General features: G+C 58.1%; 10 protein-coding genes. 2 read left to right on the top strand and 8 right to left on the bottom strand.

What is annotated here, in order from left to right; all coding sequences use genetic code 11:
- Window positions 1–733 precede the first annotated feature (733 nt).
- The 7 genes from JOE34_RS07540 to JOE34_RS07510 all read right to left on the bottom strand — a co-directional run bounded on the left by JOE34_RS07540 (window position 734) and on the right by JOE34_RS07510 (window position 9,024).
- Window positions 734–1,615, bottom strand: coding sequence for an ABC transporter permease subunit (locus JOE34_RS07540; protein WP_003318275.1), 882 nt, complete (start codon window positions 1,613–1,615; stop codon window positions 734–736).
- A complete protein-coding gene (locus JOE34_RS07535) occupies window positions 1,612–2,532 on the bottom strand; it encodes an ABC transporter permease subunit (RefSeq protein WP_003372160.1) in 921 nt (306 codons plus the stop codon). The genes JOE34_RS07540 and JOE34_RS07535 overlap by 4 nt, the downstream gene beginning before the upstream one ends.
- Window positions 2,529–3,671 (bottom strand): polyamine ABC transporter ATP-binding protein, encoded by a 1,143-nt coding sequence (potA, locus tag JOE34_RS07530; protein ID WP_003394418.1) that lies wholly within the window; start codon window positions 3,669–3,671, stop codon window positions 2,529–2,531. The genes JOE34_RS07535 and potA overlap by 4 nt, the downstream gene beginning before the upstream one ends.
- 55 nt (window positions 3,672–3,726) lie before the next feature.
- The gene (locus JOE34_RS07525; protein ID WP_003349091.1) at window positions 3,727–4,821 is read right to left on the bottom strand and encodes a polyamine ABC transporter substrate-binding protein; all 1,095 of its coding nucleotides are present in this window, start codon (window positions 4,819–4,821) and stop codon (window positions 3,727–3,729) included.
- A 171-nt stretch (window positions 4,822–4,992) separates the two neighbouring features.
- Window positions 4,993–6,090 (bottom strand): polyamine ABC transporter substrate-binding protein, encoded by a 1,098-nt coding sequence (locus JOE34_RS07520; protein ID WP_010406577.1) that lies wholly within the window; start codon window positions 6,088–6,090, stop codon window positions 4,993–4,995.
- Window positions 6,091–6,232: 142 nt separating this feature from the next.
- On the bottom strand, window positions 6,233–7,597 hold the full coding sequence (locus tag JOE34_RS07515; RefSeq protein ID WP_209995415.1) for an aspartate aminotransferase family protein: 1,365 nt from the start codon (window positions 7,595–7,597) through the stop codon (window positions 6,233–6,235).
- Window positions 7,598–7,665: 68 nt separating this feature from the next.
- A complete protein-coding gene (locus tag JOE34_RS07510; protein ID WP_004415470.1) occupies window positions 7,666–9,024 on the bottom strand; it encodes a glutamine synthetase family protein in 1,359 nt (452 codons plus the stop codon).
- Window positions 9,025–9,618: 594 nt separating this feature from the next.
- Here JOE34_RS07510 and JOE34_RS07505 point away from each other — a divergent pair.
- Together JOE34_RS07505 and JOE34_RS07500 are read left to right on the top strand one after the other, a co-directional pair.
- Entirely contained in the window at window positions 9,619–10,995 is a 1,377-nt protein-coding gene (locus tag JOE34_RS07505; RefSeq protein ID WP_003413528.1) for a glutamine synthetase family protein, read from the top strand.
- Window positions 10,996–11,178: 183 nt separating this feature from the next.
- A complete protein-coding gene (locus JOE34_RS07500; protein WP_010406564.1) occupies window positions 11,179–11,811 on the top strand; it encodes a TetR/AcrR family transcriptional regulator in 633 nt (210 codons plus the stop codon).
- 680 nt (window positions 11,812–12,491) lie between these two features.
- Here JOE34_RS07500 and JOE34_RS07495 read toward each other — a convergent pair.
- Complete coding sequence (locus JOE34_RS07495; RefSeq protein WP_002555770.1) at window positions 12,492–12,707, bottom strand: TOBE domain-containing protein; 216 nt, start codon at window positions 12,705–12,707, stop codon at window positions 12,492–12,494.

The following is a 12,707-nucleotide window of genomic DNA, read 5'->3' as shown; positions in this document are numbered from 1 at the left end:
ATGGCGCTTCTGCCCGGAGGGCGTGGGAGCGAGCTTGCTCGCGAACTGTCGGGAACCGACAGTGAAACCGTCACGTACGGTACATCAGGCACAACCGAGGTCGCTGGTTTGGCTGCCGGTCCCCGGCAGTTCGCGAGCAAGCTCGCTCCTACGCCCTACGGGCAGAATCAAGAGCGGGCTTGTGTATCGCGCACGATCAGGCTGCTTCCAAGGGTTTTACGGCTGGTGCCGGGGGCGTAGCGATACTCTCTGTGCCGAGCCCGGAAATGCGGCTTCTGCCCGGAGGGCGTGGGAGCGAGCTTGTTCGCGAACTGTCGGGAACCGATAGTGAAACCGTTACTTACGGTACATCAGGCACAACCGAGGTCGCTGGTTTGGCTGCCGGTCCCCGGCAGTTCGCGAACAAGTTCGCTCCTACGCCCTACGGGCAGAATCAAGAGCGGGCTTGTGTATCGCGCATGATCAGGCTGCTTCCAAGGGTTTTACAGCTGGTGCCGGGGGCGTAGCGATACTCTCTGCGCCGAGCCCGGAAATGGCGCTTCTGCCCGGAGGGCGTGGGAGCGAGCTTGCTCGCGAACTGTCGGGAACCGACAGTGAAACCGTCACGTACGGTACATCAGGCACAACCGAGGTCGCTGGTTTGGCTGCCGGTCCCCGGCAGTTCGCGAGCAAGCTCGCTCCTACGCCCTACGGGCAGAATCAAGAGCGGGCTTGTGTATCCACGATCAGGTCTTCACGCCGCCGGAGCACGCCTCGGATCAGGCTGTTTCCAGGCGTCTGCCGCGCTTTCCTCGATAGCCTGCTGGATCGCACGCTTGCGGTTGTTTTCGGCGCGGCGGGTGAAGAACCAGACCAGGAAGGTCGCCAGTGACACGGCCAGCAGGATCAGGCTCGCCACGGCATTGATTTCAGGCTTCACACCCAAGCGCACGGCAGAGAACACTTCCATCGGCAAGGTCGTCGAGCCGGGCCCGGAGACGAAGCTGGCGAGTACCAGGTCGTCCAGCGACAGCGCGAAGGACATCATGCCCCCGGCTGCCAGCGATGGCGCGATCATCGGGATGGTGATCAGCAAGAACACCTTCCACGGACGGGCGCCCAGGTCCATTGCGGCTTCTTCGATCGACAGGTCCAGCTCACGCAGGCGCGCCGACACCACCACCGCCACGTAGGCCGCACAGAACGTCGTGTGCGCGATCCAGATGGTCATGATGCCGCGTTCCTGCGGCCAGCCGATCAATTGCGCCATGGCCACGAACAGCAGCAACAGCGACAGACCGGTGATCACTTCCGGCATGACCAAAGGAGCCGTGACCAGCCCGCCAAAGAACGTGCGGCCTTTGAAGCGGCTGATGCGGGTCAGCACAAACGCCGCCATGGTCCCCAGCGCCACCGCAGCAACGGCGGTGTAGCAGGCGATTTCCAATGAGCGCATCACCGAGCCCATCAGTTGCGAGTTGTCCAGCAGGCCGACGTACCACTTCACCGACCAGCCGCCCCAGACCGTCACCAGTTGCGAAGCGTTGAACGAGTAGATGACCAGAATCACCATCGGCGCATAGATGAACAGCAAACCCAGCACCAGCATCAGGTTCGAGAATCGAAAGCGGTTCATGCCTTGCCCTCCAGTTCTTTGGCCTGACTGCGGTTGAACAGGATAATGGGCACGATCAGCACCAGCAGCATGATGACCGCCAGCGCCGAAGCCACCGGCCAGTCACGGTTGTTGAAGAATTCCTGCCATAGCACGCGGCCGATCATCAGGGTTTCCGGACCGCCGAGCAGCTCGGGAATCACGAACTCGCCCACCACCGGAATGAATACCAGCATGCAGCCGGCGATCACGCCGTTCTTGGACAGCGGTACGGTGATTTTCCAGAAGCTGTTGAAGGTGCTCGAGCCCAGATCGGAGGCGGCTTCCAGCAGGCTGGTGTCGTGCTTCACAAGGTTGGCGTACAGCGGCAGGATCATGAACGGCAGGTAGGAATAGACCACGCCGATGTACACCGCCAGGTTGGTATTGAGGATCTGCAGCGGTGCGTCGATCAGCCCCAGCCACATCAGGAATGCATTGAGCAGCCCGTTGTTGCTGAGGATGCCCATCCAGGCGTAGACGCGGATCAGGATCGCTGTCCAGGTCGGCATCATGATCAGCAGCAACAGCACGGTTTGCAGGTCCTTGCGCGCGCTGGCGATGGCGTAGGCCATCGGATAGCCGATCAGCAGGCACAGCAAGGTGCTGATGAAGGCCATCTTCAGCGAGCCCAGATAGGCCGAAACGTACAGGTCATCGCCACTGAGCAAGGTGTAGTTGGCGAAGTTGAGGACCATCTGCAGCTTTTCGTCGGCGTAGCTGAAGATTTCGGTGTACGGCGGGATCGCGACGTCGGCCTCGGCGAAGCTGATCTTGAGCACGATCAGAAACGGCAGAGCAAAGAACAGGAACAGCCAGAGGAACGGCACGCCGATGACCATCTGCCGCCCGTTGGGCTTTATGCGCTCGAACGCGCGCTTGATCTTGCGGATTTTCATGAGCGCAGTACCACGCCGCTGTCGTCTTCCCACCAGACGTAGACTTCATCGCCCCAGGTAGGCCGTGCGCCCTGACGCTCGGCGTTGGCGACGAACGACTGAACCAGCTTGCCGCCCGGCAGCTCGACATAGAACACCGAATGACCGCCCAGATAGGCGATGTCGTGGACCTTGCCGCGCGACCAGTTGTATTCGAAGCCGGGCTGCTCGGTGGTGATCAGCAGTTTCTCCGGACGCAGTGCATAGGTGATGTGCTTGTCTTCGACCGACGTACTGACGCCGTGGCCGACATAGATATTGCGCTCCAGCTCGGGGCTGCGGATCAGCGCATGGGCTTCCATGTCTTCGATCACGTCACCTTCGAACAGGTTGACGCTGCCGATGAATTCGCAGACCAGACGGCTGGTCGGGGTCTCGTAGATGTCGATCGGGCTGCCGATCTGCGCGATCCAGCCCAGGTGCATGATCGCGATGCGCTCGGCCATGGTCATGGCCTCTTCCTGATCGTGAGTCACCATCACGCAGGTCACGCCGACGCGCTCGATGATCTCCACCAGCTCCAGCTGCATCTGCGAACGCAGTTTCTTGTCCAGCGCGCCCATCGGCTCGTCGAGCAGCAACAGCTTGGGCTTTTTGGCCAGTGACCGGGCCAGAGCAACGCGTTGACGCTGACCGCCGGAGAGCTGATGCGGCTTGCGCTTGGCGTACTGGGTCATCTGTACCAGCTTGAGCATTTCTGCCACACGGGCTTCGATTTCCGGCTTGCCCAGCTTGTCCTGCTTCAGGCCGAAGGCGATGTTGTCCGCCACGGTCATGTGCGGGAACAGCGCATAAGACTGGAACATCATGTTGATAGGACGCTCGTACGGCGGCATGTCGGTGATGTCGACACCGTCGAGGTAGATGCGCCCTTCGGTCGGCCGTTCGAACCCGGCCAGCATGCGCAGCAGTGTCGATTTGCCGGAGCCAGAGCCGCCAAGCAGGGCGAAGATCTCGCCCTTGTTAATCTGCAGGGACACATCGTCCACAGCGATCGTCTCGTCGAACTTTTTCGTGACCCGATCAATCTTGACCAGCACCTCTTTGGGTTGCTGACCGCCTTCGATGGCTTTCTTGTAGGCGCCGGAGGCAACTGCCATGGGTGAAACTCCCAACAGGTAGGCAACCCGGCCCATATGGCCGGGTGCTGGATTTTTATTTGCCCGACTTGACCTTGGTCCAGCTGCGGGTCATCAGACGTTGCACCTTGGGTGGCAACTCGCTGTTCACGAACAGGCGGTCCAGCACTTCCTGAGGCGGATAGACCGCTTCATCGGTACGGATGCTCTGGTCCATGAACTCGCCGGAGGCGGGATTGGGGTTGGCGTATCCGACTTCATCGCTGACCTTGGCGATCACCTTGGGGTCGAGCATGTAGTTGATGAAGGCACTGGCCGCCTTGATGTTCTTCGAGTCCGCCGGGATCGCCAGCATGTCGAACCACAGGTTACCGCCCTCTTTCGGAATGCTGTACGCGAGCTTCACGCCCTTGCCCGCCTCTTCTGCACGAGCCTTGGCCTGGAACACATCGCCCGAGAAACCTGCGGCAACGCAAATGTCGCCATTGGCCAGGTCTGTGATGTATTTGGACGAGTGGAAATAGGTCACGTAAGGACGAATCGCCAGCAGCTTGGCCTCGGCCTTCTTGTAATCGGCTTCCTTGGTGCTGTTGGGGTCCAGCCCCATGTAGTTGAGCACCGCTGGCAACATTTCATCGGCAGAGTCGAGAAACGCTACGCCGCAGCTGGAGAGCTTCTTGATGTTCTCCGGCTCGAACAGCACGGCCCAGGAGTCAATCTTGTCGACGCCCAGTGCCGCCTTGACCTTCTCGACGTTGTAACCGATGCCGTTGGTACCCCACAGGTACGGCACGGCGTACTGGTTACCCGGATCGTTCTTCTCCAGACGCTTGAGCAGCGCCGGGTCGAGATTCTTGTAGTTGGGCAACAGCGACTTGTCGAGTTTCTGGAACGCACCGGCCTTGATCTGCTTGCCGAGGAAGTGATTGGACGGCACCACCACGTCATAGCCTGTGCGTCCGGCCAGCAGCTTGGCTTCCAGGGTCTCGTTGGAGTCGAACACGTCGTACATCGGCTTGATGCCGGTAGCGGCTTCGAAGTCGGCCAGGGTGGTCTTGCCGATGTAATCGGACCAGTTATAAATATGCACGGTGGACTCAGCCTGGGCACTGATCGACAGTGTCAGCCCGGCAGCCGCCAGCAAGGCTTTGGAAAGAATAGAAATAGACAAAGAATGAGTCCTTTTAACAGAGGGGCCTGAGCGCCGGAGGGCGTCCCGAAAACCAAACCGGCGCGCAACTTACCGTCTATGCGTCCAACCAGCAAAGGTTTAGGCGATATTCCTGTCTACTGGATGTTGCGCGGCCGAGGCTACGCAGCATCCACAGGTTTGATGACAGGCTTATTTACCCGATTTTATCTTGGTCCAGCTGCGGGTCATGATCCGCTGCGTGGCAGCAGGCAGGTCAGCGATTGCATACAGTTTGGCCTGGATGTCGGCAGGTGGATAAACGCCAGGGTCACTGGTGATTTCCTTGTCGACCAGCGCCGTAGCCGCGGCGTTACCGTTCGGGAAACGTACAGCGTTGGTGATCTCGGCCATGATTTCCGGCTTCATCAGGAAGGTCATGAACTTGTAGGCACCCTCGACGTTCTCGGCATCCTTGGGAATGGCGACCATGTCGTAGAAGCTGCCGGCGCCTTCTTTCGGAATGTTGTAAGCAACTTTGACCTTGCCACCGGCTTCGGCAGCGCGGGACTTGGCCTGATAGATATCACCCGAGTAGCCGACCGCTACACAGATGTTGCCGTTGGCCAGATCCGAGATGTACTTGGACGAGTGAAAATAGCCAATCGACGGACGAATCTTCAGGAACAACGCTTCAGCTTCGGCGAGCTGCTTCTTGTCCTGAGAGTCGGTCGGGTAGCCCAGGTAATGCAGGGCGATCGGCAGCATTTCGGTCGGCGAGTCGAGGAAGCTGATGCCGCACGACTTCAGCTTGGCAGCGTTCTCCGGCTTGAACAGCAGGTCCCAGGAATTGACTGGCGCGTCAGCACCCAGAGCGGCCTTGACCTTGTCCGGGTTGATGCCGATACCGATCGAACCCCACATGTACGGGAATGCGTGCTTGTTATCCGGGTCGCTGACCGACACGGCCTTGAGCAGCGACTCGTTGAGGTTCTTCCAGTTTGGCAGCTTGGACTTGTCCAGCTCCTGATAAACGCCGGCCTTGATCTGCTTGGCCAGGAAGTTGTTGGACGGCACGACGATGTCATAGCCGGATTTGCCCGCGAGCAATTTGGCTTCGAGCGTCTCGTTGCTGTCGAAAACGTCGTAGACCACCTTGATGCCCGATTCTTTCTCGAATTTGGCAACGGTGTCCGGCGCGATGTAATCGGACCAGTTATAGACGTGCAGCACTTTGTCATCGGCCTGCGCAACAGTGGCCACAACGCCCATCAGTGACAGCGCGAGAAGGGTCTTGCCAAATTTTTTCATGCGTAGCTCCAATGTATTTTTATCACTGACCGTCAGTTAGCGGCGTGTAGCCATTAGTCTGGCAACTTCCTGGGCAGGCTTTCAAGCCGAAGCCCCTCAAACAATGCACATTGCGCTTGAATCGACGCTTTTTTTGGCATTTTCAGCCCTGCAACACCGCCAGCGTCAGATCCAGGCATTTGCGCGCCTTCTCTACCAGCTCATCGACTTGCGCAAAACTGATCACCAGCGGTGGAGCAATGATCATGGTATCGCCCACAGCCCGCATGATCAGGCCATTGTCGAAGCAGAAGGTTCGACAGATCATTCCCGCGCCCTTGTCGGTATAGCGCTCGCGGGTGGCCTTGTCCTTCACCAGTTCGATGGCCCCGAGCAGCCCGACACCGCGGACTTCGCCCACCAGCGGATGATCGCTCAACTCACGCAAACGCTTTTGCAAATACGGTGCCGTTTCCGACCTGACCCGTTCGACGATCTTCTCTTCGCGCAGGATCCGGATGTTCTCCAGCGCCACCGCGGCAGCCACCGGGTGCCCGGAGTAGGTAAAGCCATGATTGAAATCGCCGCCCTCATTGAGCACCGCGACGATTTCATCGCGCACGATCAGGCCGCCCATCGGTACGTAACCGGAGGTCAGTCCTTTGGCGATGGTCATCATGTCCGGCTTGAGGCCATAGAAATCGCTACCGAACCACTCACTGGTACGCCCGAAGCCACAAATCACCTCATCGGCGGCGAACAGGATGTCGTAGCGGGAGAGGATTTCCTTGATCTTCGGCCAGTAGGAATCAGGCGGGACGATCACACCGCCTGCGCCCTGGATCGGCTCGGCAATGAACGCACCGACGTTCTCGACGCCCAGCTCGAGAATTTTCTTCTCCAGTTGCTCGGCAGCCCAGATGCCGAACTCGTCCGGCGTCATGTCGCCGCCTTCGCCGAACCAGTAAGGCTGGGGAATGTGCACCACCCCTGGAATCGGCAGATCGCCTTGCTCGTGCATGTACGTCATGCCACCCAGACTGGCACCGGCGACGGTGGAGCCGTGGTAGCCATTGACGCGGCTGATGATGGTTTTCTTGTTCGGCTGGCCTTTCAGCGCCCAGTAATGACGAACCATGCGCAGCATCGTGTCATTGCCTTCAGAGCCTGAACCGGTGAAGAACACATGTTTCATGCCCTGCGGTGCAATCTCAGAAATGGCCTTGGCCAGTTCCAGCACCGGCGGGTGGGCGGTCTGGAAAAACAGGTTGTAGTAAGGCAGCTCGCGCATCTGTTTGCTGGCTGCGTCGGCCAGTTCTTCGCGGCCATAACCGATGGCCACGCACCACAGCCCGGACATGCCATCGAGGATCTTGTTGCCCTCGCTGTCCCACAGATAAACGCCCTCGGCACGGATGATGATGCGCGGGCCTTTCTCTTTCAATTGTTTGTAGTCGCTGAACGGTGCCAGGTGATGCTCGCTGCTCAGGGCCTGCCATTCGAGGGTTTGCGGGTTGTTGGCACTCATGCAGCACTTCCTTTGATCAGGTCAGTTGGCAGAGCGCCGCGCTTCAACCGCGGCGGCGCTCTGAGTGATCAGACGGCGAAAAGCAGGAATTCCCGCTCCCACGAACTGATCACGCGCTTGAAGTTTTCATGCTCGGCGCGCTTGACCGCGACGTAACCGATGATGAATTTCTTGCCCAGGTATTTTTCGATGGTCTTGCTGTTTTCCATACGCTCCAGCGCGTCTTCGATGGTCAACGGCAGACGCAGATTGCGTCGCTCGTAACCCCGTCCGACCACTGGTGCGCTCGGGTTGATACCTTCGACCATGCCGATGAAGCCGCACAGCAGACTGGCGGCGATGGCCAGATAAGGGTTGGCATCGGCACCGGGCAGACGGTTTTCCACGCGACGGTTCTGCGGCACGGCATCCGGCACACGCAGGCCGACGGTGCGATTTTCTTCGCCCCACTCGACATTCACTGGCGCCGAGGTGTCGGGCAGAAAGCGGCGGAACGAGTTGACGTTGGGCGCGAACAGCGGCAACAGCTCGGGGATGAACTTCTGCAGGCCACCGACGTGGTTCAGGAACAGCTCGCTCATGGTCCCGTCTTCGTTGGAGAAGATATTCTTGCCGGTCTCGATGTCGATGATGCTCTGGTGCAAGTGCATGGCGCTGCCTGGCTCGCCGGTCATCGGCTTGGCCATGAAGGTCGCCGCGACATTGTGCTTGAGGGCGGCTTCGCGCATGGTGCGCTTGAACACCAGAATCTGATCGGCCAGCGACAGGGCATCACCGTGCCGGAAGTTGATCTCCATCTGCGCCGTGCCGTCCTCGTGGATCAGCGTGTCCAGGTCCAGGTTCTGCAGTTCGCACCAGTCATAGACGTCTTCGAACAGCGGATCGAACTCGTTGGCCGCTTCGATCGAAAACGACTGACGGCCGGTTTCAGGACGCCCGGAGCGCCCGATCGGCGGCTGTAGCGGGTAGTCAGGGTCGTCGCTACGCTTGGTCAGGTAAAACTCCATCTCCGGCGCCACGATGGGCTGCCAGCCCTGATCGGCATAGAGCTTGAGAACCTTCTTCAGCACGTTGCGCGGCGACAGCTCGATGGGGTTGCCTTGCTTGTCGTAGGTGTCGTGGATCACCTGTGCAGTGGGCTCGACCGCCCAGGGCACCAGATACACCGCGTTCTGGTCGGGGCGGCAGATCATGTCGATGTCTGCCGGGTCCAGCAGCTCGTAGTAGATATCGTCCTCTACGTAGTCACCGGTCACCGTCTGCAACAGCACGCTCTCAGGCAGACGCATGCCTTTTTCAGCGATGAACTTGTTGGTCGGCGAGATCTTGCCGCGCGTGATCCCGGTGAGGTCGGACATCATGCATTCGACTTCGGTAATCTTGTGTTCTTTCAACCAATCGGTGAGCTGGTCGAGGTTGGTACTCATAAATACCTCAGGGTTTTATTGTCCTGATCGTGATCAGGCGTTCCAGACGCATCGGCGTCATGATGTACAACTCGTTTCGGCAGACGCCGAATAGGGGTAAGGTGACAGCTGCGGGGCCGGATTTCCAGACGGCCGCGGTCACACTGACGATGCCGTTATAGTGGTAATGTCCAGCGTTGAGCGTAGAGCAGACTGGCTTCGATAGCCGTTCAGGGATGTCGCAAAGTGTGGCAGCCCACCACGAGCACCGAGATCACAGGCATGATGGGCGCCGTACGGACTTGATAGTCGCGTGTCGACCAGGGAAAGGTGAAGCATGGGACCCCCGCTAGTGTTGCTCTACTGGGTTGCGATCGAGCTTAGCCTCGTTCATTTTTTTATACAACAAGCCGTTAAGAATAGAAGACAGGCCGCTCTAGCTCGTATTTAACAACGGTCAAAAACGGAATTAAACGCCCTAAATAGCAGCAAAAAAGGCCATTTGGCGCAGTTTTAGGGCAAAAAAAGGCTCTATTGACTTCATCATGGCTTTCGGATTGACTGAGATCCGCAATCATTGATGATTGATATTTTTAACAACAAAGGTGTTGCATCATGTCGGTACCCCCGCGTGCCGTTCAGCTTAACGAAGCGAACGCGTTCCTTAAGGAACATCCTGAGGTTCTGTACGTTGACCTTCTGATTGCAGATATGAATGGTGTGGTGCGTGGCAAACGCATCGAACGCACCAGCCTCCATAAGGTTTACGAGAAGGGCATCAACCTGCCTGCCTCTTTATTTGCTCTGGATATCAATGGCTCCACGGTGGAAAGCACCGGCCTGGGCCTGGACATCGGTGATGCTGACCGAATCTGTTATCCCATCCCCGACACCCTGTGCAACGAGCCATGGCAAAAGCGCCCTACTGCGCAATTGCTGATGACCATGCACGAACTCGAAGGCGATCCGTTTTTCGCCGACCCACGTGAAGTATTGCGCCAGGTCGTCGCCAAATTCGACGAAATGGGCCTGACTATCTGCGCAGCGTTCGAGCTGGAGTTCTACCTGATCGATCAGGAGAACGTGAACGGTCGCCCACAACCGCCGCGCTCGCCGATCTCCGGCAAACGCCCGCATTCGACACAGGTCTACCTGATCGACGACCTCGACGAATACGTCGATTGCCTTCAGGACATCCTCGAAGGTGCGAAGGAACAAGGCATTCCTGCCGACGCCATCGTCAAGGAAAGCGCCCCGGCCCAGTTCGAAGTCAACCTGCATCACGTCGCCGATGCGATCAAGGCGTGCGATTACGCCGTATTGCTCAAGCGTCTGATCAAGAACATCGCCTACGATCACGAGATGGACACGACCTTCATGGCCAAGCCCTATCCGGGTCAGGCGGGTAATGGTCTGCACGTTCACATTTCGATTCTGGATCGCGACGGTAAGAACATCTTCACCAGCGAGGATCCCGAGCAGAACGCCGCATTGCGTCACGCAATCGGCGGTGTGCTCGAGACCCTGCCGGCACAAATGGCTTTCCTGTGCCCGAACGTCAATTCGTATCGACGGTTTGGTGCGCAGTTCTATGTGCCCAACTCGCCGACCTGGGGTCTGGATAACCGTACGGTCGCCGTTCGCGTACCGACCGGCACCGCCGATGCGGTACGTATCGAACACCGCGTTGCTGGTGCCGATGCCAACCCGTACCTGGTGATGGCTTCGGTCCTGGCGGGCGTGCACCACGGCCTGGTCAACAAGGTCGAGCCTGGCGCCCCGGTAGAAGGCAACTCGTACGAACAGCACGAACAAAGCCTGCCGAACAACCTGCGCGATGCATTGCGCGAGCTGGACGACAACCCGGTGATGGCCAAGTACATCGACCCGAAATACATCGACATCTTTGTGGCGTGTAAAGAGAGCGAGCTGGAAGAGTTCGAACACTCCATCTCCGACCTCGAGTACAACTGGTATCTGCATACGGTCTGATTGAGGCTGAGCAACACAAAACGCCGCAAAGCCTTTAGCTGTGCGGCGTTTTTGTTTGGTGTGTATCCCGACGCTTATCGATCCTCACGCTCCAGCGTGGGAGCGATAATCGTTTGGCAACGACAGCGATTCATCCCGTTGTAATCCCTTACAATGCCCGCAGCCCAACCAAGAGCCACGCCCATGACCCGCGCCGCCACGCCTCGCAAACCTCAAGCACGCAGCCAGGCCAGAATCGATTCGATTCTCGACGCCGCGCGCACGCTGCTTGCCGAACAAGGCGTGGCCAGTCTGTCGATCTACAGCGTTGCCGAGCGAGCCGGCATTCCGCCCTCGTCGGTGTACCACTTCTTCGCCAGCGTCCCTGCGCTGCTTGAAGCACTGACCGCCGACATCCACGCCGCCTTTCGCGCGTCGCTGCAGGCCCCCATCGATCACGACCAGCTCACCACCTGGCGCGACCTGTCACGCATCGTCGAGCTGCGCATGCTGGCCATCTACAACGCCGACGCCGCCGCTCGCCAATTGATCCTCGCCCAGCACGGCCTGACTGAAATCAACCAGGCCGACCGCCAGCACGACATTGAGCTGGGGCAGCTGATGCTTGAGGTATTTGATCGCCACTTCCAGTTGCCCGCACTGCCGGACGATGTCGACGTGTTTGCGCTGGCGATGGAACTGGGGGATCGGGTGTATGCGCGGTCGGTGCAGTTGCATGACGAGATCACACCGCGCATGGCTGAGGAAGGGATGCGGGTGTTTGATGCTTATTTGGGGTTGTATTTGCCGGTGTTTTTGGTGAAGAGAGCCGATTGAGAATTACGACCGAGTGGATTTATTTTTTTCTCTCGGGTTCTGTAGACACTTAGCCTGGTCCCTTTTTTCTCGCTTCAATGCTGTGACCTGATTGGCATAGGTGGTTGGATTATAATTATCAGTACCTTTAATACTGGACATATAATTCATCTTCTCTTGAAAATAGTTAATTCTTGTAGCAAACGCTTCAGTTTCCAGCTTGCCATCAATATAGACAGGACTATCAGGCTTAGGCTTTTTAATACCAGCGGTTTTAAGTGCAGCATAATATTTTTGGCGTGCACTCCTCACGGCAGGATCTCTGCTGGCAAAGCCTGTTTGATAGCCTCCTCGTCTTCTACTCGGCCTCGATGAAGATGCTTTACTACCATTGGATGGGGCCAACGAATTTAATTTTGTAGTTGAGCCCGCTGAAATGACATCGCCAATACCACCCGATGAAGTTGCCGCGCTTGACGAAGCAATCGGCGAAGGGCTGGATAAAGTAGCGGGGAGCCAGCGGGTCGTAGCGATTCGTGCACAGCACTGTCTGGTCGGGGGAGGTCATGGCAGTTGTTTCACATAGAACCAGCCGTCAGCATCCAGCAAAACCGATACGTCGCCTACCTCGCATAACTGCTAGGTAAAAAGCAAAAAAACCCGGAGGGTCAGGACCGTCCGGGGTGTTTTTTGCCCATCGTTTACAGCTTGGCGATGGAGACTTCAGTGGACTTCACGAAGGCGATGACTTCGCTGCCGACGACCAGCTCCAGCTCCTTGACCGAGCGGGTGGTGATGACCGAGGTCACGACGCCCGATGCGGTCTGTACGTCGATTTCCGACAGTACGTCGCCGTGGACGATTTCCTTGATGGTGCCTTTGAACTGGTTGCGAACGTTAATGGCTTTGATAGTCAT

It is taken from the genome of Pseudomonas sp. PvP028 (genome assembly GCF_017832255.1).
In the GTDB taxonomy this organism is placed as follows: Bacteria; Pseudomonadota; Gammaproteobacteria; order Pseudomonadales; family Pseudomonadaceae; genus Aquipseudomonas; species Aquipseudomonas syringae.
The sequence above is the reverse complement of the archived record's forward strand: the minus strand, read 5'-3'. Positions and strand labels throughout refer to the sequence as shown.

Bases quoted from the DNA above. Each gene is read 5' to 3' on its own strand.
- JOE34_RS07540 (WP_003318275.1), bottom strand. From the start codon at position 1,615: ATGAACCGCTTTCGATTCTCGAACCTGATGCTGGTGCTGGGTTTGCTG.
- JOE34_RS07535 (WP_003372160.1), bottom strand. From the start codon at position 2,532: ATGAAAATCCGCAAGATCAAGCGCGCGTTCGAGCGCATAAAGCCCAAC.
- potA (WP_003394418.1), bottom strand. From the start codon at position 3,671: ATGGCAGTTGCCTCCGGCGCCTACAAGAAAGCCATCGAAGGCGGTCAG.
- JOE34_RS07520 (WP_010406577.1), bottom strand. From the start codon at position 6,090: ATGAAAAAATTTGGCAAGACCCTTCTCGCGCTGTCACTGATGGGCGTT.
- JOE34_RS07515 (WP_209995415.1), bottom strand. From the start codon at position 7,597: ATGAGTGCCAACAACCCGCAAACCCTCGAATGGCAGGCCCTGAGCAGC.
- JOE34_RS07510 (WP_004415470.1), bottom strand. From the start codon at position 9,024: ATGAGTACCAACCTCGACCAGCTCACCGATTGGTTGAAAGAACACAAG.
- JOE34_RS07505 (WP_003413528.1), top strand. From the start codon at position 9,619: ATGTCGGTACCCCCGCGTGCCGTTCAGCTTAACGAAGCGAACGCGTTC.
- JOE34_RS07500 (WP_010406564.1), top strand. From the start codon at position 11,179: ATGACCCGCGCCGCCACGCCTCGCAAACCTCAAGCACGCAGCCAGGCC.
- JOE34_RS07495 (WP_002555770.1), bottom strand. From the start codon at position 12,707: ATGACTATCAAAGCCATTAACGTTCGCAACCAGTTCAAAGGCACCATC.